The sequence below is a fragment of the Ignavibacteria bacterium genome (genome assembly GCA_025612375.1).
In the GTDB taxonomy this organism is placed as follows: Bacteria; Bacteroidota; Ignavibacteria; order Ignavibacteriales; family SURF-24; genus JAAXKN01.
Genome location: JAAXKN010000001.1, coordinates 1 through 24,061 on the forward strand (window position 1 = coordinate 1; position 24,061 = coordinate 24,061).

A 24,061-nucleotide genomic window follows, 5' to 3' on the forward strand; every position below is an offset into this window, starting at 1 on the left:
CGGATTTAACCAGTAAATAATGTTCTGGCAGGAGGAGGGCTTTAAGCCCTCCTCCTTCCCTTATAATTACATCTCAGACTCTCCCCCGTTCCAGGATCCCAAATTCCTTAACATGTAAGCCCTTCTTTCCTTTATAAACCTCTTTAGCTCAGTGACTTCCCCGTCAAGTGATATCCCCGCTTCGCCTAGATATGGATCTTCCATGTATGCCCCTTTTGTAAGGCGCGCCTTTAGGGGTGTCTTTACTTAAAACAAATTCATATTTCCTTTGTGAACTCTTTTGCCTTTTATCTGAATGTCCTTACCAGCCTTCCGTTACTTTTTACTGCCAGCATTCCTGTACTTTCATTAAGCTTAAAGCCTCCTACCAGTTCCTTAAGATCCGTCATCAGCTTATTTAAATCTTCTGCTGTATGTGCAATTTCCCTCGTACCGGCTGCACTCTGGTGTGTTACCGATGCAATGCTTTCAATGTTTTTACTGATCTCTTCTGCCGAAGCCGACTGCTCCTCGCTTGCCGCGGCAACCTGTGCTACGGTATCCGAGACTTTCTGGTTTATTTCAAGTATCCTGTTTAGTTCCATCGAAACCGCCTCTGTAAGCGCCATCCCTTCCTCTACGGCCTTGCTAGCTGTATTCATTGAGTTATCGGCTTCTTTAGCCTCACCCTGAATTTTCTTTATCGTGTCTGCAATCTCTTTTGTAGCCTTGGTTGTGCGTTCGGCAAGTTTCCTTACCTCGTCTGCCACGACAGCAAAGCCCCGGCCCTGCTCACCTGCACGGGCAGCCTCAATTGCGGCATTTAAGGCCAGAAGATTCGTCTGGTCTGCAATTTCATCTATTACCTGCGTAATTTCACCAATCTGTTCTGTCCTTTTTGCAAGCGAGGCTATTTTCTCTCCCGTCGACCTGGTGGATTCCACAATATTTTTCATTCCATCTTTTGTGTCTTTAATTTTTTTTGCCCCTTCTTCTGCGCTCCTGCTTGCAAGCATGGAGTTCTCTGAAGCCGTTTCCGCAAACTTTGTGCTTTCAAGAATAGTTCTTGTCATCTCTTCAATCGACAGCGTGATCTCTTTTGTCTTCTGGCTTTGGTCAGAAGCCCCGGCTGCCATCTGTTCGCTGCCCGTGGAGATCTGATCGGCCGCATTTGCAGTCTTCTTTACCGAATTTATAACCGACAATATCATCTTGCTTGTATTTGCAACTGCACTGTTAAACCCGCTGTAAAGCTTCCCAATCTCATCATCACGCTCAATGGGAAGATTAACCGTCAGGTCCCCTTCTGAAAACCTGTTCATTTCATTAAGAATCAGATCCACCTTCTCAGAAAGATAATTTTTCTGCTCCTTCAGCAGCTTGCTGTGCTCTTCTGCCTGCTGCATTGCCGTTTCTGCCCTCTTCTTTTCATTCATTAAAGAGTCCGTAGCCTCCCTTATATTCCCGATCATTGTGTCAATTGCCTTTGAGAGCTGGCCGAGCTCATCGGTCGAACGGATTTTTATTTTTGAGGTCAGATCGCCATGCCCTACCTTTTCTGCCGAATTTTTCAAGATTTTAATCTGCCTTATAAGATAGGTCCCGAGCAGAATGATCGCTCCCGTTCCGATTAAGAATATTATCAGGTTTGCCAGTGCCAGTATTATTTCCCTTTTTGAAAGTTCTTCATGCATCTGCTTAAGTGAATAAGCCATTACTATGGATCCAAGATTCCTGTCATTGTATTTTATAGGAACCTTTACCATCAGATAATCATCCGTGCTTTGTACCGGGGAGCCGGACAGGATCTTGCTTTTATCGATTTTCATGTTATTTGGATTGTGTGTCACGATGCTTGTGTTTGTCTCATCCATTATATCGATGTACTCAATATTTCTATCCCCTTTCGCCCAGTTGAAAGCGGTCTGCACGTCGTTAAAATTGCTTTCACTTAAGCCTGAGCCCACGGAAAAAGCAAGCATTTGCGCAAATGTACTCACATGATTTTTTGCAAAACCGATGCTGTCGGATTTCTGCGACCTGAAGCTGTAATAAAAGTTCACACCCGATAGGCTTAAAAGCAGGATGCTGAAAACAAGCATGAATTTTGCCTGAAGCGAATTCTTAATGAAATTTATATTCATAGCGATCTGTTACCTTATTTTAATTCTAGTAATTCCTTTGCTCTTTACTCTGCGGGTTTTTATTCTATTTTAGCAACCACCCTTACCGATCCGTTCACATTTTTCAGCTCAACAAAGCCAATTGCACCGGGTGTTGAGGCAACTCTGGAAACTATTTCATCGTCAGAGTACAATGCCTGGGGCGCACTTCCAGCCCCGGTAAGCTGAACTCTCATCCATGTTTTTTTCAGTTCCGCGTTGGATTTACCTATGTAACGGTAAAACTTTTCCTTTGCACTGTCCTCTGTCTTCAGGTCAAAGACGACAATTTTCTGCCCGTTATCCCATTTTTTTTCTGAAATGGAATATATGTCAAGAAGCTTCGCTTTATTAATACTGCCGACAGGTACGGATTTATTTACAATAACAGCTACCTGCGCGCTCATATCAGCTTTAATGCACAGGAATAAAACGGAAAGGAATAATAATTTTGCTTTCATCTCTATTTGCCCAATTTTATTTCATAATTCAATTAAAAGAATACGCTCGCGCCAATTAAGTAGTACTTGACGTTTACACCGCTCGATTTTATCTGCTGGAACTGCAGTTTTAAGAGTATTTCCTCGTTCGGCTTAAAGCCTCCTCCAAAACTGTAGCCCTTAATTGCTTCGCCTCCCATTGCAGTATTATCTTTGATGTAGTCAAACTTGGTATATGCATAAAGGCTTTCGTTTATATTGTAGGCAAGATTTGCATAGTAAAACGTCTTGTCAAAGTTGGAAGCCCCGGGCCTTAATCCCGGCCGCCCTTCTGCAGGAGCCATCGGCCCCGGGAGGGCTGCAGCACTGAGCTTTGCTTTCTGTTCATCTGTCAGCTGGTGCAGCACCCTTATGAACTCTGTTTCAAGGTTAAATCCGGCAAGCGAGTACGAAAGGTCAACTCCGAGCCTTGTCCTGTTGATGTTTCCTATTCCTGAGGCCATCTGATTGTGCTTGTCTTGAGTGGCCGAAAAGCCGAGTTTCAGGTTTGCATAATCCAAACCGATCCGCCCTCCGAAGAGCTTGAAAGTTGTGGTATCTGTTCCCGATGTTCCACCGCGCGATGAATCAGTTGCCGTATATGCATCCTCGCTGTTTCCGGCATACAATGAATAATTCAGCCTAAGGTCACTTCCTGCGGGTAACTCCCCGGATACTTCAATGTTTGCCCTCTGCGGAACAAAGTTGGAGGTAGACATGATTTCTTTTAAGGCTGTCTCATAGACCAGCGGCCTGAAAATATATGGAAGAATAATAGTCCTGTTCTTTATCGTATTTAAGTTGTTAAACGAGGGTATGAACATACCGCCTCTTATATTCAAAAGGTCGCTGTAGCTGTAGCGCAGCCAGGCTTCTTCAAGGTTAAAGGCGCCCCAGTTGCGCTCTGTGGAAAATGAATTTGTCAGCTCGAAGTTGACAAAGGCGCTGAAACTGTTGCTTATATCCTTTGAAAGGAAAAGGTTCATCTGCTGCTGCCAGAAAGTATTCTGATTTTTTGTCTGCTCAACACCCGACATCTGCTTCATCCTCATCTGCTGCTGGTAAAATGAGGTCTGAAAAAAACCGTAAAGTTTTAACCCGTAAATATCCGACTGGGCATGCGCAATGTTTGCCGCCGAAAACATGATTAAAATAACCGATAACACGTGCTTTATTTTCATTGTTTCTCCTGCCGTTTTAATAAATTACTTTGAATGAAAGCTGAATAAGTCAGTATCAACTTTGCACCTTTAGACATATAGAAATTCCTTTTATTCCATCGGTTAAAAATATTTTTACATTTTTTTTATTTTTCTTATTTCTGCAGAAGTATAACACCGGAATTATTTTTTCTTATTCAGACTTTCTTTCGCTATTTTAATTCCTGAAATTGTCCGACTTTTCCAGGCATCACAGGAAATAATATGAAGCACAGGCTTACTCTTTACTACGCTTTAACTATTGCCTTTTCATGGTCAATATTTATTGCGGTTGATGGATTTCTTATCCCCGGAGAGCACGATGCCGGTATTGCAAAGCTTATTGCCTTATATGGACACGCAGCGGCAATGCTTGGACCTTTACTGGCTGGAATCGTTACGCTTAAATATGGCGGGAAAAGCCTCTTAAATATGGACTGGAAGCCAAATAAATTCTACAGATATGGCCTTTATTTCTTTTTTTCAATATGGATTTTACCTGCCGCTTTATATCTGCAGTTCGATAAGGCCATGAGGCTCAATTTATCGCTTAACGGTTATGATTTAGTTTTTATTGTTTCTTATTTATTAGTCGGATGGATTGCGGGAATTGGCGAAGAATATGGATGGACCGGCTTCATTCTGACAGAACTCTCAGGGAAAATCGGGAAGTGCAGGGCCGTTTTTGTCTCCGGTATCCTAAGAGGACTGTGGCACCTGCCGTTACTTATAATCCCAATAAGCACAAAATTCTTTGCCGGCAAAATTTCACTAGTTCAGTTTCTTCTGCTTGGCATTATGTTCATTTTTCAGCTGTCTATTTCCAACATCTTTATGAGCGCTTTGTTTGGCAGTGTCTGGTATAAAACCAGGAGCATCCCGCTGGCCGGATGGCTCCATTTTCTATACGATTTTTTCAGGGATATGTCGCTCCTTTTCTTTACCGGTTTCTTTAATACTCCTGCATTCAGGTTTGGCTGGGCAATACCTTTTTATTTTGCCGCACATATAGCTTTTACACGGATTGCAAAAGAAGAAGGGTATTCAAATTACCTGGAAGTTTTTGTAAAACATGGCATGCGTGGTAAATTAAAGAACGGGTCTTAATGTTGCCCTTTTCTTGTATGCGGTAAAACCAGGTGTAAATTCATTTTAATTCCCTCAAAGGGAAAAAATAGTTGAATTTTCCCTATATTTTATTTAACGTAATGCAACATTAGTGTTCACTGGGCACTTAAATATCTATTTTACCATTAACACAGGATATTTTAATGGACACAGCATTACTGGCACGTATACAGTTCGCCTTCACTTTGGCATTCCATTATATATTCCCTCCCATGAGCATAGGACTTGGTCTTATTCTCGTAATTATGGAAGGGATGTACATAAAGACTAAAAACAAAATCTACGAGGAGGTAACCCAGTTCTGGGTTAAGATCTTTTCCCTTATGTTTGCAATGGGTGTCGCTACCGGAATTGTAATGGAATTTGAATTCGGCACCAACTGGGCCGCTTATTCCCGCTACGTTGGCGACGTCTTCGGAAGCGCCCTGGCCTCGGAGGGTATATTTGCATTTTTCCTCGAGTCGGGCTTCCTCGCAATACTCGTCTTCGGATGGGATAAGGTCTCCCCCAGGGTACATTTCTTCTCAACTATTATGGTCTCTTTGGGCTCAATGATGAGCGCCGTCTGGATCATTGTCGCCAACTCCTGGCAGCAGACACCCGCGGGATTTCATATTGTTGGACACGGACTTTTAGCCCGGGCCGAAATTACAGATTTCTGGCAGATGGTCTTTAACCCCTCCACACTTCAGAGGCTCTCCCATACACTCTCCGGAGCCTGGCAGGCGGGAGCATTCCTGGTTATAAGCGTAAGCGCATTTTACCTGCTTAAAAATAAATATACGGAGTTTGCAAAATTTTCTCTAAAAGTTGGCCTTGCGCTTGCCGTCTTTGCTTCCCTGTTCCAGCTCTTAACCGGCCACCAGAGCGCGGCACAGGTCAGTTCAACACAGCCCGCAAAGCTCGCGGCTTTCGAGGCGCATTTCGACTCGCTTGCTCCCGCAAGCATGCACCTCTTCGGAATTGTAGATGAGAAAAACCAGCAGGTGAAATACGGAATTTCAATACCTGGACTTTTAAGCTTTCTTGTCCACGGGGACCCCTCAAAGCCGGTTACAGGACTTAATGCATTTAAGAAGTCCGACCTGCCGCCCGTACAGTTCGTATTCCAGACATATCACTTAATGGTGGCTATAGGAATGACGCTCATTTTAATCAGCCTCCTTAGCCTGTTCTTCCTCTGGAAGAAAAAACTGTACATCAGCAAATGGTGGCTTAGAATACTTGTTGCCTCTGTCCTCCTCCCCCAGGCGGCTAACCAGTTGGGGTGGTTTTCTGCCGAGGTCGGGCGCCAGCCCTGGGTGGTCTACGGACTCTTAAGAACCACTGACGGGCTTTCTAAAGCCGTTCATTCAGGACAGATACTCTTCTCGCTTATACTTTTTACTTTTGTATATGCTCTTCTTTTTATCCTGTTTATTTATCTGCTCGACCGCAAGATCAAACACGGCCCTGCGCACCCGGGCGAGATGAAATCCGAGTACGATCGCCAGCAGGAAATTTTCACATAAAAACTCACGGAATAAAACTTACAGTATAAAACTTAAGGGTGTAAAACTTACGGAGAATTAAATGGATCTTAATATAATCTGGTTTCTTTTAATCGGCGCTTTGATTTCGGGCTATGCCGTACTGGACGGCTTTGACCTCGGAATTGGAGCCCTGCACCTGTTTACTAAAACAGACGAGGAGCGAAGAGTAATGCTCAATTCAATAGGACCTGTATGGGACGGCAATGAAGTCTGGCTCGTTACGAGCGGCGGGGCCCTCTTTGCGGCTTTCCCCGAGGTTTATGCTACCGTCTTCTCCGGCTTCTATACGGCTTTTATGCTCCTTCTCTTTGCCCTCATCTTCCGCGCCGTGGCAATTGAGTTCAGGAGTAAAGAACCGATGAGGTGGTGGCGCCAGATGTGGGACGTGGCTTTCAGTGCAGCCAGCATTTTCATTGCCTTGCTTATGGGCGTGGCACTTGGCAATATAGCCATTGGTATTCCGCTGGCCCCGACCAAGGAGTTTACAGGAACATTCTTTACACTCCTTAATCCTTTTGCTGTTTTGGTAGGCATTACAACTGTCGCCCTTTTTATGATGCACGGGGCAATCTATGGCGTAATGAAAACTGAAGGAACTATGCACGCCAAATTGCGCGGCTGGGTAAATAATACAATTATATTTTTCGTCATCTGCTACGTTGCTACCACCATGGCCACGCTTATTTATCTGCCTCATATGGCCGACCATTTTAAGGCTTACCCTTACCTTTTCCTGGTCGCAATACTGAATATGCTTGCAATTGCGAATATACCGAGGGAAATATTCCACGGAAGGGATTTTAACGCCTTCCTGTCCTCTTCGGCCAGCATACTGCTCCTTTTAATTCTCTTTGCAATCGGGATATTCCCCCATATGGTAATCTCCAACCCGGATCCGCAAAACAGCCTGGACATCTATAACGGGGCTTCATCCCAGAAAACACTCATGATTATGCTGATTGTTGCAATCATAGGGCTCCCCTTCGTCTTAGGCTATACCGCAAGCATACACTGGATTTTCAGGGGTAAGGTAAAGCTGAATCAGACCAGCTACTGATATATTTCAAAGGCTCCACGTCTTAAAGCGTGGAGCCCCGGAATTAAGCCCCCCAAAAATCGCTATTTTTCTCCCCTTTTAAAAAGATTAGCTGTACAATTTAATTTTTTCTCCTTATTATTAATCCGTCTTTTACCGCTGAATTGCAAACTAGGGGAGGATTGTTTTAATTGAAAGTGCTTATCGTTGATGATTCTGATATCATCAGAAAAGTAATGAAGACATTTTTCGAAGACTTCAACATTGAAGTCGTAACCTGCAGTAACGGTCTTCTTGGAATTAAAAATACGATCGAGGAAAAACCTGATTTTGTATTTCTGGATCTTAACATGCCCGGAATGAACGGCTACGATACGCTTAAGGTGGTTAAATCGATGGAACAGACAAAACATATCCCCGTTGTCGTCATTACCTCGCTTAATAACCAGAAAGATATAGACGACTTAATGACTATGGGAGCTTCAAAGGTTCTTTTTAAGCCGCTGAAGAAAAAAGAAATTGTTCAGGCATTTGAGGATATATGGGGTGAAAAGGTCCTTTCGGAAATGAAGGTAAAAAAACTCTTCGGCGAAAAAGAAGAAAAAGAGGCCGAAGAACTTTCAAAGAGGTCTGAAATTGAAATCAGGGTTGCTATGGTCAAGCTCTTCCTCAGAACAGCGGACCTGCGGAAAAATGATATACAAAACTTTCTGGAACTCGAGAACTACCTCCAGCTCAGACACATGGTGCATGAACTGCGCGGCATAGGAGGCACAATCGGATATCCCAGACTTACACTTTTAAGCGAACACGTTGAAAATATGCTCTCCAAGCCTGAGAATTCATACGTAAAAAGCGAGCTAAAGGAATTCTGCGGAAAGATCCTTGAACTCATCGACCAGATTAAAGAGGAAAACTAGCAGCTTTGGAGATTTGTTAAATTATTTGGGAGAGTTCACCAGTGGTCCTATACCCCCATTTGTGAACTCCCCCTTTTTATGATATTCTCACTTAATCAGTAGGAGCTTTTTAACCGCCGTAAATTCACCTGCCTCAAGCCTGTAGAAGTATACACCCGTCGGCATGCCGGATGCATCAAATTCCACGTGATAATTCCCTGCCGTCTTGTCCTGGTTTTCAAGTACTTTTACCTCGGTGCCCAGAACGTCATAAATTGCCAGCTTTACCCTCGTGTCCCTGGGTAAAAAGTAGCTTATTGTAGTTGTCGGGTTAAAAGGATTAGGATAGTTCTGCGACAGGCTGAACTGCTTAACCATCGATTTTTCTGCCGTTAATGCCGCAATGGAGGATGTGTATTGAATGTCTACAACCGAGGCCTGCGGAATCGTCAGCCTGCTTTTCCCGTTATTGTAATACATTGTAATGTCAGTCATTGCTGGCGCCCAGGCGCCGTTATTCCAGACCAGGTATTCTCCGTGTGTGGCATTGCCGTTAATGTCATAGGTGTAATTAAGCGTGTTGTAATTCATCCACGCTCCTTTGTCATTTAACTCCCAGAGACTCTTTAGAAGATTCCCTTTTGTATCGTAAGTATCAGTATTTCTGGCATAAGTTACCCATGAGGTGTCCCCCCAGAGCTCCCACGTATCTGTCAGCATTTTGCCCGTTGTATCATAGGTGTATTTGTCTCTCGAGTAGTTCACCCAGGCTCCGTTCTGCCATTCCTCGGAAAGGTAAGAATCCAGGTTATTCTTGCTGTCGTAGGTATATGTATAGCGGCTGGTGTTAACCCAGGCACCATTCTGCCATTCTTCCGAAAGGTATGTCAGCATGTTGTTGTTATTGTCATACGTCATCGTAATCCTTTCGACATTTACCCACGCGCCGTTCTGATACTGTTCCGCCAGATATGTCAGCATGTTATTATTTTTGTCGTACGTCATCGTATACCTGTCGTTATTCATCCAGGCGCCGTTCTCAAACTTTTCATAAAGGTATGTCAGCATGTTGCCGCTGTTGTCATATGTCATCGTAATACGGTCTACATCCACCCAGGCGCCGTTTGTCCATTCCTGGTAGAGGTCCGAAAGCCTGTTGCCGCTGTTGTCATAAGTATAAGTAAGCTTCCAGTAATTTTCCCAGGCATTATTCTTCCAGGCCTCTGAAAGCTGTGAAAGAGGGTTATTCATATTGTCGTATGTATAGGTAAATCTGTAGTATTTCACCCATGCTCCGTTGTCAAAAATCTCCCATAGTTCTGTTAGAGGCATATTCTTGCTGTTGTACGTGTATGTGTACCTGTCATAATTAAACCAGATTCCGTTTGCCTTAATTTTTATTATCGCCACAGCTACGTTACCGCTGTCATCATAGGTATATGTGGTCCTTAGGGAGTCGTCAACTGTTATCTCTTTCGGATGGTAGGTGGTATCCAGTTTACCTGCTTTCAGATTCTTGTCCCTCAGCCTCTGCACTATCCCTTCAGTCAGGTTATAAGGTAAAATCCTGTGTGTTGTCGGCTTTAGAACGAGTTTTGCGGTTTCTGTGCGGTGGGGCTTTACAACTTTACCGGGCACCCTTTCAGTAACGGTCTGCGGAACAACAATTCCGGCTAAAAAGAAGAAAAGAATTAAAGACTGAAAAAACTTTTTCATAATTAACCTCCTGTCATATTTTATTCATAGTCCTGTCCCTGTTTCTACTTGATATAAATCATTTTTTTTGCGGCAGCATAGTTTCCTGAATGAATGGAATAAAAGTAGATGCCGCTGGATAATCTTTTTAAGCTTTCGCCGTTAAATCTTATTGCGTATTCACCCTGATCCTTGTAGTCATTTAATAAAGTACTTACCTCCTTTCCATTGGTGTCGTATACCTTCAGAGTCACATGGCCCGCCTGCGGAAGACTGAAACGTATTACTGTCTCAGGATTAAATGGATTAGGATAATTCTGGAACAGCTCGAATTTTCCCGGAGCCGTATTGTTTTCTTTAGCCAGCCCTTTATTTCCTCCGGTGAATTCACCTGCAAATATCCCCCGGCCATGCGTCCCGGCTGCTATTTTGCCGTCTGATTTTCTTGATGTGATAAAATTAACTATTGTGTTTCCTATTTCATTCTCCCCTTCCTGAGTCCAGAAAGTGTTCTCTCCATCCATTTTCATGCTTGCAAAGACGCCGATGCTGGTTGCAACAAGATATACAGCCCCGTTATTTACAGGCAGAATGGAGGCACCCCTTAAGGAAGGTCCCGGAAGCCTGGCCTCACCGGCAAGGTTTCCTTCAACTGCCGAATAAGTCGCACCTCCGTTGGAAGAATAATAGAGGCCTATGATATTGTAATTAGACATTACCACCAGTATCTCATTTCCGTTATCAGGGTTGACACATATGTGATGTATATAAGATCCTGCGGGCGCCCCCGGAATGGGTATTTCCCTGGCGCCTGAAGTTGCCCCCTGTGAATTTTCAAGCTTGTAAACCTTCGGTTTTTCGTAATAGGAGAATGCCGCGCAGTAAATGGTACTGGAAGGGTTGTTCCTTGAAACTGCCAGTGCCGTAATCTTATACCTTTCCGGAATATGAAATGCCGTCATCTTCTCCCATCCCTGCATCGTCCCTGCTACATAATCCGGCAGGCTGCTTATCTGCCTGTTTCTCCAAATTACGTTTCCTGCAGGATAGTAAATTACATCTTCATTGCTGGGATCCACGCCAAAAGGATCAATAAAGAGCTGATTTTGTGCATCCATGGGGTAAATCAACGACCAGTAGCCTTCGTCTGGCTTTCCTTCTGCTGTATAGCGGTAGCGGATCAGGCGCCCTTCCTGCGAAGAAACAAAAGCGAACTTTTTCCCCAGATATGCCCAGCTGCCGTCGCCGGAGCTTTCATCTGTTGATTTAGAAGTAACATTCCCGTCAAACGTAAAATATGGCGAACCGTTATCCTGCGTTCCGCCTACTATTCTGTTGTCATTTGCCCGCTCGGAAATTGTAACCATATAAAACTGCGTAACGTTATAGCTGTTGTTCTTATTCTCCCAAGGGAAAAATTCCGCGTAGAGAATATTGGTTATATCTGAAGTGTAGCTGAGCCCTCCATCGTGGCCCACCCAGACTTTTTTGGGATCCGCAGGATCGAATGCAAATGCGTGTATGTCGGGATGTAGCCCCGGATAAAACATCCAGCCATTTGGTATCTGATGATACCCTCCGATCCAGTGTATCCTCCTGTTGTTAGGCTTTGATGCAAAGCCGTTCATCGTGCGGAAAAGACTTGTGGCCCCAATAATTACCAGGTTCTCATCATCAGGCTTTACTCCAAGCGTAAGATTGTAGCAGCCCTGAGTTAGTATTACCCCGTTATAATCCTTGTTGAAATCGGGCAGATTTCCTGACCTGTCTTCATTTGCCCCGGTCTTAAGATTCATCTTATAAAAACGCATGTCATCTTTTCCGTCAACCGTCTGCCCCGTGTCGGTGAGTATATAGATTATATCCGGGTTTGATGGAGCTGCTGCTATCACAGAGCGCCTGTGTGAGGAGGGAAATGTGGAAGGAGTAATTTTAACCCAGCTTGAGCCTTCATCAGTCGACTGATATACCCCCGGCTCATTCTTTGAAACACTTCCCAGAAACCCCGAAGAAATCACAGCAACAAGTACTCCCCCTGGTGTTTCAGCCACGTCACTGTATTCATGCTCTCGCGGCCCTCCCAGTATGCTGGAGAACGTAATTCCTCCATCTGTTGAACGCAAAAGTCCGAAGCCCGCAGTAGCTATAATAATGTTCCCTTTTTGAGTCACTATTATCTTTATGCAAAAATCAAAATAATTCCAGTCTGTAAAGTTATTGTCCCTCGTGGACTCCAGCACGAACCAGCTTTCGCCCTTGTCAGTCGATTTATATACCCCTGTGCCCGAAAACATTGCATAAGGCGCACAGGCCGAAGTAAAGGGATATTCTCCGCACACATAGTACCAGTTATTGGTATAGCCCGCACGCCTGTCCTGTGCTATTGAGGTAACGCTTAAGACCTGCTCGGCAGTACTTTTAATCTTCCACGAAGTACCGTTGTCGGTGGATTTCCACATACCGCCTGAAACTCCTCCGGCTAGAATTGTGTTCGGGTTTGTCACGTCTATTGCCAGCGCCCTGGTTCTTCCGCCTACATCGTTGGGCCCTGCCTCCTTCCAGTTAAATAACTGAGCCGTCTTACCAAGGCCGGCAGCATTTTTTTTCAGAACTTTTGCAAATTCCAGCTCCCTCTGCCTTATGGCTCCCGGTATCTGATTGGTTGCAGGATCTCTTAGCATCATGAAAAAATATTCAGCCCGCCCTTTTTTTTGTTCCACCGTTCCCTTTGGAGAGGAGGTTGATTTTACTTTTCCGGGCCGCGTCTTTTGGGAACGGTTTTGATTGTCATTTAACTCAGTGGAAAAAGTCAGTAAAAGAAACACGATCAGGACGCCTAAGGCTATGATCCTCTTTTTCGGCATTCTCACAATTCCACCTCCTCTTTGGCTAAATTGCTGGAAATAAAAGCGGAACATCTCCTGAAGAATCTGCTTTTTTTTGCTTTTTATGTGACTGATCTCTGGTTATTATAAGGAAAGGCGTATAAATAGCGGCAATTTGGATTTTGAGAAGTGAAAAGTGCAAAGAAGTCCTGCGACCTCTTGTGGTACGTCTCCGCCTCTAACCTCACATAAAATAAGTCAGACTTCAGAATGACTTCAATTCAGGTTTGAATAATTATATATTTTTCCCAAAATGAAGTCAAGGATAAAGGAAGTATAAACTAACCTTTATGTATGTGAGATTGCTTTCGGCATCTAAAGCGGCCTTTTTTTAAGTAAAAGCTTCATTAACTCTTTTTATCTTACCTGATGAGTATAAGCTTCTTAACGCCCGTAAAATCGCCTGCTTCCAGTTTGTAGAAATAAACACCGCTGGGCATACTTCCTGCATCAAACTCTGCGGTGTAGCTGCCCGCAGACTTGAAAGAATTTTCCAGTACTTTAATTTCCCTTCCCAGTATGTCATAGACCGATAACTTTACTTTGCTCTCATGCCCGATTGAGTAGCTTATCTGAGTTGCCGGATTGAAAGGATTAGGATAGTTCTGCAAAAGGCTGAACTCTCTAAAGTAAAGTTTTCCCCCTGCAATGCCTGCCAGAATGGAATTATACTGGACTTCGGCAACAGAGGCCCCTTCAAAGGTCATATTATCATGTTTTTTGTTGTAGTACATGATAAGACTGCCTTTTGAAAGCTTCCAGGCTGTATAATCCCACATTAAGTATTCACCATGCGTGGCATTGCCGCTGGCGTCATAAGCATAGTTATATGCGCTGAAGTTTACCCATATATCATTAAGCCGGTACTCCCAGAGGTCGGTTGTCATATTGCCCATGGGGTCATATGCGCGAGTATTCTTCCCGTAAAGGCTCCATGCATTATTTTCAAACTCTTCTGTAAGAGCCGAGAGCATATTGCCCCATTCGTCATAGCTGTATGTAATCTTCCAGGCTTCCAGCCAGCTGCCGTTTTTCCATTGCTGGCTTAATAAGGTTTCCAGCCTGCCGGAATTTTCATAAGTATAGGAATTTCTGTTTACGAATTCCCAGCTGCTGTTTTTCCATTCTGAGGATACATAGCTGATCACGTTACCTGCTGCATCATATTCGTAGGTGTACATGTTTACATTCTCCCAGCTGAAGTTCCTGTATTCCTGGATCAGATATGTAAGCATGCAGCTCTTGGCGTCATAGGTAAAAGTATAATAACTTATGTTAATCCAGTTTCCGTTTTTCCACCCCTCCGAAAGGTAAGAAAGCATATTGCTTTTAATGTCGTACGTATATGTATATCTGCTGTAGCCCATCCAGTTTCCATCAATCCATTCCTCAGAAACATAGGTAAGCATGTTCCCATTGCCGTCATAAGTGCATGACGTCCTGAAAGAATTTTCCCATGCATTGTTTTTCCACTGCTGAGAAAGAGATGTAAGCACGTTTCCTTTGTCGTCATAAGTATATGTCAGCTGTCTTTGGTTTTCCCAGGCTTCGTTTTTCCAGATTTCCCGGAGTTCCTGCTGAAGATTCCCAAAGCTGTCATAGCTGTATCTCTGCCTTTCAACAATTGCCCAGTGCCCGTAGGGCTTGCTTTCTGAAAGAAATGCAACCAGGCTGCCGCCTTCGCCATAGGTGTAAGTATGTCTTAGCGAGTCATCAATTACAACGAGTTTAGGCCTGTAGAAACTTGAATCCCTCTTTCCCGTTTTTAAGGCCCTATACTCCTGCGGCAGCTTTAGAGGATTAACTTCAGGCGGACTTACGGGTCTTATAGCCCCCGGGTCCTTTTTTTGACATTTCCCCCACTGCTCTATAAGGAGGCTTTGCATGCCTGCATAATGACTTTGTGCCATTACCGCTCCGGCAAAGGAGAATAAGAGTATCAGGCACTCCAAAAACCTTTTCATAATAAGCCTCCTTTAGGAAAATGGGATTTTTATTGGATAAGCAATCTGCTAAGGTGTTAGAGATGGGAGACCGTCTGTTGAAATTCACCCGCTTTAGGAAGAACGATTAAAAAGAGGTGCAATTGTAGTGATGCGGCTTTTCTTGTTGCTTCCGTGAGCCCTGCCCCAGGGTGGCACAGCTCCGCACGTAAACTCACACGAATCCGGAAAGTCTAGCCCTGGGAAATTCAGCCCTGGAAAATTTGGCGTTGAGATGATATAAATTATTTAACGTTTCTTAACAAGGGAAAGTAAGTAAGCGGATATATTGTGCAATAAGAGGTACAAAGATAGCCATAAGGGGCCTTTTGTATTCCCCGGGGACGGGCCCTGCTAGAAGAATGCCCTTATCTCGGCTCTTGCCGTATGGACTACCCTTCCTTTTCCCTGCTGGCGGCCGTCATAACCGATTGTTGACTGCAGGTTGCCCGTAAAACGGTAGTCCATATTAAAACGCCAGAAGTAATTCTTCCCTATGAAATTTCCTTTCGTCATCTCAAAGGGAATGTAGTTTGCAAGCGTATTTGCCAGAAGCTCATTTCTCTCAAACTCCAGTCGCATTCTGCCAGTCCCGGCAAAGGAAAGCGTGAGCCTTAAGACCTGGGAATTCTGATCTATAACTGTGGGGCTCTTCGGCAGATTGTCCTCTGTCCTCCCAAATGTAAGCTTGAAACCTGCCTCAAGCGTCTTTATCGGCCTGTACGAAAAATCGGTTGCTATGCTGTTGCCCGTAAGCATCCTCGAGCGGTTGAAGCTCCCCATGGAAATCAGGTTATCGCTCGTGTTTACAACATCCGTCTCATTGCTTACCTCCTCTATCAGCCTCATTCTCATTCTAAGGCTTCTTTCCCTGTTATAGCCCCTTTCCAAGCCCCCGCTGTACTGATAGAGATTCTTTGTCTGCATATACCTGAAACGGAAAGAAAGCTCACTGCTGTTTTCAAAGAGAAAGAAATCCTGCTGAAAGAGGTTGCTTCCGCGGATCGTAGTTGAATCGTTCAGAAAAGATGAAAAGTGAAGAAGATATATCTTCTTAAAGTCTGTTTCTGTAGAATTTTCCTCAATCCTTAGGAATGTCTCACTTGAAACCGGCCTAAGGAAAAACCCGGCAAGCGTGTTTTTATTTAACAGGCGGCCGAAGTTTAATTTCCACCTTGAGTTCAGTTTCAGATCCACTACTGGAAAAAGCTGGTCGGTCGGAAGAGTTGTTACAATATAATCCCCGTCATAGAGCGTAAGCTCAAACTCCCCCTCATCGGCAATCCCGTTCTGATTCAGGTCCCCAAGGTACTTGTAGCTTCCCGTACCCTGCGGCACCTTTACAAATACCCTCTGCAGCCTGGAAGCCCTTTGGGTTGAGCCTTCGTAGAACAGATCTCCCGAGAGGAACTCCTTCCAAAGGCTTAACCTGGTCTGTGAACGTACTAATATCGTCTGGTTGTCTGCAAAACCTCTTCCCTTGAAAAGCGGCGTATACTTCTTATCCCTTACTGCAAAGCTTATGGATGAGTTGAAATCCTTTGTACCCCGGTAACTAAGGTTATACGACTGCGTAAAGGATTTGGCTTGCCGCATTATCTGGCCGTCCAAAGGACTTAAGTCAACTCTGAACGAATACTGTGTCTGGAAGTTTAAGCCCCCGATGTTCATAAACTCCAGTGCCGGGCTTACTTCCGTGTAATTTGTACTTCCGAATAAAAGAGAATCGGCAGAGGCAGAATTGTCTTTCTTGTTTTCTGATGTAAATTCAATTGAAGGCTTTACCTTATTCCACAAAACCAGGTAAGAACTTGCTCTCTGCCTCAGCCACCTGCTTGTAGTAAGGAGATTGTTGGAACTGACGTAATCCAGCTGATACTCGGCATTGTACTTTTCCTTGTCACTCAGGCTGAAATTGCTTAAATAGCGGTCTGAACTAAGCACGTTCTCCCTTTTCAGGTGCCCGTATGTAAAATCAGCGTTCAGGTTGTTCCCATACTGGTACTTTAAGCCGGCTTCCCTCAGCTCTTCGTCCCTGTTATTTGCGGCTTCCGGTATGTCATAATTACGATTAAATTCCACCTCATTTATGCGGTCTAAAGTCGAAAAGTCCTTCTGTATAAACCTGTCTTTGTAGCTAAGGCCTGCCTTGCCCAGGTTTGTCCCAAAAATTTCAATATCCCTCGGCTTTGCCTGGAAGAAAATATTTCTGGCTGAACCAAAGTTGTTGCTGCTGTCAGCTGAAGAAAACCGGTTGTGGTTAAGAAGGCTTCCCGAGATTTCAAAGCTCAGGCTCACGTCTTTATATGGCAGATATTCAAGCACCATGTTTCCCGTCTGCCTTAATTCCGGCATAGGAAGAAATATAATCGGCATATACCCCCCGCGGCCGACCCCTACGAACCTGTATTTACCTAGGCTTTCCTTTTCATAGTCGCCCTTACCCTGCCCCGTATAGCTGAAGTTTACATTGTATCGCCCCAATCCCGGGTTAAAAACGTAATATGTGTAAGGCGACCCGTTAACGAGTGTGTCAACGCTGGAATATGTTCCTTTAATATTACCAAGTGAATCTGCCTGCGCCATCTGAACGCCTGACTTTGAAGCCTTTAGGCGGTCGCCTCCAGCAAGTTCAAGAATCCTCTTATCCGCATCTGAAATTGAAACGTCAATCGGGGCATCCTGGTTGTCCCCCTCCCTGAAGAACCCCAGGCTGAGGTTAAGTTTTTTATCCAGCTGGCTGGTTTGGAAGCTGCTTCCAAAGAAACTCCTGGCAAAACGCCTGTCGGAATACTCAAAATCAATTACAATGCGGCTTTCCGAAGTAATGAGCCTCTTGGGCGTAAATGTCACCTGCGCTGTCGAATAATCGATAGTATAATCGTTATTCTCCCCTCTTTTCATCGCCTCACCGTCAATATAAACCCTTTCACTCCCGGCTATTACCACAATATCCCTTTCATTGTTTGTGCCCGAGAGCTGGTAAGGCCCCTGCACCCCTTCACTTCCAATGAACTGGTTCGAGTTGAACCTCCCTTTTGAGTTTGCAACGGCAACAGTGCCTTTGTACTTCTCAAAATTTAGTTCCGACTTTAAGCCCTGAAGTTTCCTCGTAACAGCCCCGAATTCCCCAGTCCTGCTCTGGAAGTCATAGTCGCCGAAGGTACCCGTGGCATTAGGATGCCTGAGCTCAATGAATACCTTATCCAGTTCATCCAGCCTTTCTGTATTCCCCTCGGGCTGAATCGGAATGTTCTCATCCGACAAAGCTGCAACAATTTCAATGTTTTCTGAGAGTTTCCCCGACATCTGGAGCCTCAGGCCGCTGTTTAAGGTCATATCCCTGGTTGTACCAACGGTAAAACCTCTTACCAGTGTCCCGCTTTTCTGAAGATCCTTGCCGAAAATGGACTCCGGGCTGAAGGGCGCGTTTTCAGTCTTCAGTACCCTCAGCGTGTCACGTGAGTCTTTTTCAACCCTGGTCTCCAGAATCCTTCTTTTATACTCCTTCTGAAGCGCCGTCCTGTAGCTCCTGTATGTAATAATGAGTGTGTCAAGCACTGAAGCCTTAACTGAGTCGGACAAGATGACATAAGCCTTCGGATAAGAAACCTGGTACTCCCCGGGCCTTAAAATTTTCCCCTTAAACTTTACCTGCTCGCTGAAAGGAACAATACTTAACTGTGAAAGAGGATAAATATTCTTTAAGTTGACCTGAATTGTATCAGTAACAACATAAGTGGAATAATTTTCCTGCGCGAAAAGCTTACTGCCGCCATGACAGATTAAAATTAGTAGGAAAAAGAGATATTTAAGGATAAGCTTCAATAGTAAACTTGAATTTTTGATGCATAAATCTAAGGAGCCCTGATCCAAAAGTCAAAAGTGAAAGATTTACCCTAAAAGGCAAAAATCAGGCTGAATTCCCCATTTTTTGGATTTATGCATAACAGGACTATAGTTCAAGGCATATGCCTATCGAAGGGACAATGCCAAGTATCGGGTCGTTGGCTATCCGGTTTTCAGCTTTCTCCCACCGGATCATGCTCCGGGCTTTATGATTGTACAGGTTTTGTATGTCGAGGTAAGTCCTTAGTTTCCATCCGCCTAAATCCCATTTCCTGTCCAGCCTCACATCAAGGCTGTGCTGCTCCTCCATGCGCACGGTGTTATAAAGCGTAGCGTCCTGTTTCCCGTCGCTGCTGAACGGGGTGTAGGGCATGCCGCTTGCAAAGCGGAACTTAAGATCCACCTCCCATTTCTCGTCAAAGATGTATCCCAGTGCCATGTGTATAATCCAGGTCTGGTCGTAGCTTCCCAGGCGCTCAATGTTATCCAGCCCCTCGAAAGTGGCCTTGCTCCACGTGATGTTTAACGCCCCCCAGAAAGGGCTTTCTGAAAACCTTTTCTGAATTGAGAATTCCACCCCTTTAACCCATCCTTTTCCCAGGTTGACAAGGGAATCGAGCCCGAAGGATGCAAAGTTATCGTCAATCCCGGCAAAGCCTGCCCCGGTGTTAGACATCACCAGATACGGCCTCTCTACGCTTACAGGATAACCCTGGTAGGTTTTATAAAAGCCTTCAAGCGTCAGTTTCGTATCCTCAGACAAACTCTGGTCAATCCCTATTGTAAGCTGATCGCTCCTGAAACTCTTTAGCCTTTCGTTTGCGGGGTTAATTGAATTCCACAGGTCATTTGGCGTCTGACGGAAGACCCCGGCGCTGAAGTTCATGTTTGTTGATCTTGAAAGCGACAACTGTGTAAAAAACCTGGGAGAAAGTGTGTTGTCCTCCCTTCCTGAATCATAAAAGTCAGCCCTCAGACCTGCTCCAAGCTTCAGCTTGTTCCAGAAACGGTGGCTGTACTGGGCATATATCCCCCCTTTCATATATTCCTTCCGGATATCTATTCCTTCTGTTGCCAGCGTCTCATCGAAAGACGTTAAATAGTCTCTTAGCTTTACGTTTGCGTCAAAATTTACCAGCTTGGCCAGCGTCCCGAAGTCCAGCTCGTCTTCAGGCGAAAAGTTCAGCACAAAATCCCCTTTTATCGTATTTTCTTCCTCAGTGGACCTGTATTCAAATATATTGTTCGGAACGGTTTCATATCCAAAATGAATACTGCTGTAGCTGAGGTTAAAGTACCCTTTGCTGAAAATGCTCTTAAATGTTGCCGCACCTATGTAGTTGTTCTGATGGCTTCCCATTGCACGTGGATTTTCATCCCTCAGGTTTCCGGCTATGTTAAAAAACTTCACACGGTCAATTACACCGAAAAACAGGAATGAGAGCTGGCTGAAATTGTTAAGTTTTGTGTTTGTCTTTGCAAAAAAGTCGTAGTACTCAGGAGCAAAAGAAAAACCTGAGGCCCGGAAGATAAAGTCGAGGTAGCTCCTTCTGGCCGAAAGGATAAATGTGGATTTTTCATTTACCGGCCCCTCCATGCTGAGTGCGAACTGCGTTGCTGACAAAACCGCCTTTCCGCCAATTCTGTCGTTTCTTCCCTCCCGCAAGTTTACCTGTGTGACACTGGAGATCTTATCTCCGAAGGAAATCGGAAAGCCTCCCGAAGAAAATGAGGTTGAGCTTACAAAATCCATGTTTATAAAGCTCATCACTCCCCCCGAAAAGCCCTGGTTTCCAAAGTGATTGATGTTTGGCAGAATAATGCCGTCAACAGTATAAAGGTTCTCGGCCGGGCTGCCTCCCCTTACAACAAGGTCGTTTCTGTAGTTGTCTGCCTGCGCCACGCCGGGAAAAATTGCAAGGCTCCTTACAATGTCGTCAAAATTCCCGGAAATCCTTTTTACTTCCTCATTGTTGAATTTAACAGATCCCACAAACTCATTCATGTCTTTCTGGAAATATCTGGGCTTAATGGTTACACCGGGAATTTCTGCCAGCCTTTCGGTAAGGAAAAAGTTCTGCACCAGGTCTGAAGCCGTAAGGCTGAAATGTTCCCAGACTTGCGTCTTGTACCCCGCAGCAGTTATAATTACCCTGTAGCTCCCTTTCGGGATATTAATCAGCGCATACTCACCCTTGTCGCTGCTGTAGGCAATGTAGTTCTCGTTCAGTTCTATGGTGGCACCTGTAATGGGCTTTAATGTAACTGAATCGCGGATTATTCCCGAAAGACTACCCCTTTGCGCATAAGCTGATCCGCTGCTTAATAAAACCACTACAGACAAGATTGCTGGAAGAAAAACATATGAAAGTCTATATAGGACATCGTATCTCTTTGTATTCACGTTTACCCCTCTGTTTCATTGGCATCATTGAAAGAAAGCTGGTTTTAAGGAATGATTATACGGTCTTAATTATGGTCCCATATACTATTCATATATATAGTATAAAAAGAAAGGTAGGCATAAAAAAATGCCCTACCGGGTCTTGTGACCCAGATCAGGCATTATTAAATTTTTAAGATGTTTATTAGAAATGAGGGAATACGGGAGTTTCTTACTCGTACCTCAGAGCTTCAATAGGATCTAAGTTTGATGCTTTTATAGCAGGGTAAACCCCGAAGACGAGGCCTACGGCAGAGGTAACAATAAGCCCTACAGCAATCCAGAAGACGGGAACAACAACTGATGCCTTAAGAAGAACTGCAATTATATTACCCCCTATGAGCCCCAGAATTATGCCGGAGATTCCGCCTAAAAGACTTAAAACCGTTGCCTCTGCAAGGAACTGAAACCGGATAGTATTTTTCTGAGCCCCTATAGCCTTGCGTATACCGATCTCTCTTGTCCTTTCGGTCACGCTTACAAGCATAATGTTCATAATGCCTATTCCTGCTGCAACAAGTGCTATAAAGGCCACAACTCCGGCGCCGACCCTGAAATACTTCGTGATGTCATTAAACTGCGAGATCAGCTGGCTGTTTGTTACAATTTCAAAATCATTTTCTTCTCCCGGTGATACCTTGCGGATTGTCCTGAGCGCCCCGATCACCTGATCCATGGTAGCCTGGTAGCGCTTGTTGTCGGGAGCCTGTATATTAAACTCGGCCGATGACCTGTCGCCGTAATACTTCGTAAATACAGAAATCGGAATAATAAGGAAGTTATCCTGGCTTTGACCCAGCACGCTCCCTTTTTCCTTAAAGCGCCCTATCACCTCAAGCCTCATGTTATCCACAGTAACTTTCTGTCCTATGGGGTCAATCGACTTAAAGAGTTTCTTTACGATATCGTTACCGATAACGCATACGTTTCTGGCGTAAAGCATATCCTGCCTTGAAAAACCGCGCCCGTCGTCAATTACATAGCTCGAAGTCGTAAACTCGTCATTGTTAACGCCCACCATGTAAACATTAGGGTTTGTAGCCTCTTTGTTATACTTTACCATGCGGCTTCCCTGCCCTAGGGAAATTCCTACTGCAACCGGAAGATTGGTCATTTCTTTTAACTTCTCCCCCTGCTCTACCGTCAGGTCCTTCCTGTTGCGGTACTTCATCCAGGCGCCGTGCCCGGTCTGTATGGCAGGATACTTCTGCACTATGATATTGTTTGTCCCTATGTCGTTAAAGGCGTCTTCAAACGTCCCTTGAATGGCTGAAATTGCAGTCATAACAATTATGATCGAGAAAAGCCCTATGGCTATTCCAACCAGCGTCAGAATAGAACGGGTTTTGTTGCTCCTGAGAGAGTTTAACGCCATTATTATGCTTTCATATATCTGTACCAACTTTCCCCCTCATTATTCATATCTTAAAGCTTCAACAGGATTCATCTTGGAAGCCTTGTAGGCAGGCAGGAATCCCGATACTACTCCAACCAGTGCGGCAATGAAAAACGATATCAGCACAATGTTCAAAGGCATTGAGGTCGGAATAAACTGATTAATTATAAGGCTTACAGGAAAAGCCAGAATAATCCCTATGGCTCCTCCTATCATGCATATGATTGCGGCTTCGGCAAGGAACTGCAGAAGAATGGACCACGTCTTGGCCCCTATGGCTTTTCTTATACCTATCTCCTTGGTCCTTTCCTTGACTGAAACGAACATAATGTTCATAATTCCAATTGCACCGACAAAAAGCGACAAAGCCGTTATTACAAGCCCTGCAATTGCAACCGTACCGATTATCTTGTCGTACATCTGCGTAAAGGCTTCCTGCTGGTTGATTGCAAAGTCATCAGTTTTGTTGGAGGGGACTTTTCTTATTGCGCGCATAATATCCCGGATCTCTTCCTTAACTTCGGGCATTTTGTTTATGTCTTTAACCTTTACGTTAATCCTGAAGGAGTCCCTCCTGGGTCCGAAGGCTTTCTTGAAGACTCCGATCGGCATAATTACCTGCCCGTCCATGCTGAAGGAACCTAAAAATCCGCTTCCCTGCTTTTCCAGCACACCTATTACCCTTAAGGGGATTCCGTTTAGTTTTATCATTTTATTTATCGGATCTTCATTTGGGAACAGGTTGTCCACAATGTCCTGCCCAATAATGCAGACTTCGTGATTTGACTTCTCCTCAAAGTCTGTCATAAATCTTCCCGTAGCTGGAAAGGTTCCGGTGGTTTTTATGTAATCGGCCGTAGTGCCCCAGATGATAGTTGTTGTTGCGCTCTTTTCCTTGTATTTGGCCGTTGCCCCGAAGCTTCTCAGGTTTGGAACAACTACTTCAACCGAAGGAACCGATGCCAGCTGCGCCTTTAGCTTTTCGTACTGGTCCATTGTAATATCCCGCCTGTTTCTCTGCAGGTGCCAGTCCTCGCCGCTGAACCATTCGAATTTCTCCACAAAAAGGACGTCAGAGCCTATTGAAGCAATCGACTGTATAAAGGAATTCTTTAAGCCTGTAATTGCTGTGGACATAATTGTTACAGCGAAAATGCCTATTACAATTCCCAGAGTAGTCAAAATTGAGCGCATCTTGTTCGCTCTGATTGCTCTGAGGGAAATAATTACACCCTCTTTTACATCCACCAGAAAGTGCTTAAACATAAATAGATCTGCTTATTTTAATGTTAGTTGTAAATATCGGTCTTAAAATATAGTTTTGCCCTGAAAAAACAAAACTATTATGTTTCATGAAAAAGACAAGGTAAAGCACCGCTAAAAGTGCTTTACCTCTT

At 44.4% G+C, this 24,061-nt stretch carries 15 protein-coding genes; 4 read left to right on the plus strand and 11 right to left on the minus strand.

Going from position 1 to position 24,061, the window contains the following annotated elements:
* Window positions 1-66 precede the first annotated feature (66 nt).
* The 4 genes from HF312_00005 to HF312_00020 all read right to left on the minus strand — a co-directional run bounded on the left by HF312_00005 (window position 67) and on the right by HF312_00020 (window position 3,801).
* The gene (locus HF312_00005; protein ID MCU7518564.1) at window positions 67-204 is read right to left on the minus strand and encodes a hypothetical protein; all 138 of its coding nucleotides are present in this window, start codon (window positions 202-204) and stop codon (window positions 67-69) included.
* An 83-nt stretch (window positions 205-287) separates the two neighbouring features.
* On the minus strand, window positions 288-2,123 hold the full coding sequence (locus tag HF312_00010) for a HAMP domain-containing protein (GenBank protein MCU7518565.1): 1,836 nt from the start codon (window positions 2,121-2,123) through the stop codon (window positions 288-290).
* Between the two features lie 59 nt (window positions 2,124-2,182).
* Entirely contained in the window at window positions 2,183-2,602 is a 420-nt protein-coding gene (locus HF312_00015) for a hypothetical protein (protein ID MCU7518566.1), read from the minus strand.
* Between the two features lie 32 nt (window positions 2,603-2,634).
* On the minus strand, window positions 2,635-3,801 hold the full coding sequence (locus HF312_00020) for a hypothetical protein (GenBank protein ID MCU7518567.1): 1,167 nt from the start codon (window positions 3,799-3,801) through the stop codon (window positions 2,635-2,637).
* Window positions 3,802-4,044: 243 nt separating this feature from the next.
* Here HF312_00020 and HF312_00025 point away from each other — a divergent pair, with 243 nt between their 5' ends.
* The 4 genes from HF312_00025 to HF312_00040 all read left to right on the plus strand — a co-directional run bounded on the left by HF312_00025 (window position 4,045) and on the right by HF312_00040 (window position 8,435).
* Window positions 4,045-4,926 (plus strand): CPBP family intramembrane metalloprotease, encoded by an 882-nt coding sequence (locus HF312_00025; GenBank protein ID MCU7518568.1) that lies wholly within the window; start codon window positions 4,045-4,047, stop codon window positions 4,924-4,926.
* A 164-nt stretch (window positions 4,927-5,090) separates the two neighbouring features.
* Entirely contained in the window at window positions 5,091-6,458 is a 1,368-nt protein-coding gene (locus HF312_00030) for a cytochrome ubiquinol oxidase subunit I (GenBank protein ID MCU7518569.1), read from the plus strand.
* A gap of 61 nt (window positions 6,459-6,519) precedes the next feature.
* Window positions 6,520-7,536 carry a cytochrome d ubiquinol oxidase subunit II gene (cydB, locus tag HF312_00035; GenBank protein MCU7518570.1) on the plus strand — a complete coding sequence of 339 codons (1,017 nt, stop codon included), beginning with the start codon at window positions 6,520-6,522 and terminating at the stop codon, window positions 7,534-7,536.
* A gap of 170 nt (window positions 7,537-7,706) precedes the next feature.
* A complete protein-coding gene (locus HF312_00040; GenBank protein MCU7518571.1) occupies window positions 7,707-8,435 on the plus strand; it encodes a response regulator in 729 nt (242 codons plus the stop codon).
* An 87-nt stretch (window positions 8,436-8,522) separates the two neighbouring features.
* On the opposite strand, the gene HF312_00045 is transcribed toward HF312_00040, so the two are convergent.
* The 7 genes from HF312_00045 to HF312_00075 all read right to left on the minus strand — a co-directional run bounded on the left by HF312_00045 (window position 8,523) and on the right by HF312_00075 (window position 23,930).
* Complete coding sequence (locus HF312_00045; GenBank protein ID MCU7518572.1) at window positions 8,523-10,130, minus strand: T9SS type A sorting domain-containing protein; 1,608 nt, start codon at window positions 10,128-10,130, stop codon at window positions 8,523-8,525.
* A 44-nt stretch (window positions 10,131-10,174) separates the two neighbouring features.
* On the minus strand, window positions 10,175-12,973 hold the full coding sequence (locus HF312_00050; protein ID MCU7518573.1) for a T9SS type A sorting domain-containing protein: 2,799 nt from the start codon (window positions 12,971-12,973) through the stop codon (window positions 10,175-10,177).
* 383 nt (window positions 12,974-13,356) lie between these two features.
* Window positions 13,357-14,958 (minus strand): T9SS type A sorting domain-containing protein, encoded by a 1,602-nt coding sequence (locus tag HF312_00055; GenBank protein ID MCU7518574.1) that lies wholly within the window; start codon window positions 14,956-14,958, stop codon window positions 13,357-13,359.
* Window positions 14,959-15,330: 372 nt separating this feature from the next.
* Window positions 15,331-18,795 carry a DUF2460 domain-containing protein gene (locus HF312_00060; GenBank protein MCU7518575.1) on the minus strand — a complete coding sequence of 1,155 codons (3,465 nt, stop codon included), beginning with the start codon at window positions 18,793-18,795 and terminating at the stop codon, window positions 15,331-15,333.
* 136 nt (window positions 18,796-18,931) lie between these two features.
* On the minus strand, window positions 18,932-21,229 hold the full coding sequence (locus HF312_00065) for a TonB-dependent receptor (protein MCU7518576.1): 2,298 nt from the start codon (window positions 21,227-21,229) through the stop codon (window positions 18,932-18,934).
* A gap of 211 nt (window positions 21,230-21,440) precedes the next feature.
* On the minus strand, window positions 21,441-22,670 hold the full coding sequence (locus tag HF312_00070; GenBank protein MCU7518577.1) for an FtsX-like permease family protein: 1,230 nt from the start codon (window positions 22,668-22,670) through the stop codon (window positions 21,441-21,443).
* A 12-nt stretch (window positions 22,671-22,682) separates the two neighbouring features.
* Complete coding sequence (locus HF312_00075) at window positions 22,683-23,930, minus strand: FtsX-like permease family protein (GenBank protein ID MCU7518578.1); 1,248 nt, start codon at window positions 23,928-23,930, stop codon at window positions 22,683-22,685.
* Window positions 23,931-24,061 lie beyond the last annotated feature (131 nt).

Bases quoted from the DNA above. Each gene is read 5' to 3' on its own strand.
- HF312_00005 (MCU7518564.1), bottom strand. From the start codon at position 204: ATGGAAGATCCATATCTAGGCGAAGCGGGGATATCACTTGACGGGGAA.
- HF312_00010 (MCU7518565.1), bottom strand. From the start codon at position 2,123: ATGAATATAAATTTCATTAAGAATTCGCTTCAGGCAAAATTCATGCTT.
- HF312_00015 (MCU7518566.1), bottom strand. From the start codon at position 2,602: ATGAAAGCAAAATTATTATTCCTTTCCGTTTTATTCCTGTGCATTAAA.
- HF312_00020 (MCU7518567.1), bottom strand. From the start codon at position 3,801: ATGAAAATAAAGCACGTGTTATCGGTTATTTTAATCATGTTTTCGGCG.
- HF312_00025 (MCU7518568.1), top strand. From the start codon at position 4,045: ATGAAGCACAGGCTTACTCTTTACTACGCTTTAACTATTGCCTTTTCA.
- HF312_00030 (MCU7518569.1), top strand. From the start codon at position 5,091: ATGGACACAGCATTACTGGCACGTATACAGTTCGCCTTCACTTTGGCA.
- cydB (MCU7518570.1), top strand. From the start codon at position 6,520: ATGGATCTTAATATAATCTGGTTTCTTTTAATCGGCGCTTTGATTTCG.
- HF312_00045 (MCU7518572.1), bottom strand. From the start codon at position 10,130: ATGAAAAAGTTTTTTCAGTCTTTAATTCTTTTCTTCTTTTTAGCCGGA.
- HF312_00050 (MCU7518573.1), bottom strand. From the start codon at position 12,973: ATGCCGAAAAAGAGGATCATAGCCTTAGGCGTCCTGATCGTGTTTCTT.
- HF312_00055 (MCU7518574.1), bottom strand. From the start codon at position 14,958: ATGAAAAGGTTTTTGGAGTGCCTGATACTCTTATTCTCCTTTGCCGGA.
- HF312_00075 (MCU7518578.1), bottom strand. From the start codon at position 23,930: ATGTTTAAGCACTTTCTGGTGGATGTAAAAGAGGGTGTAATTATTTCC.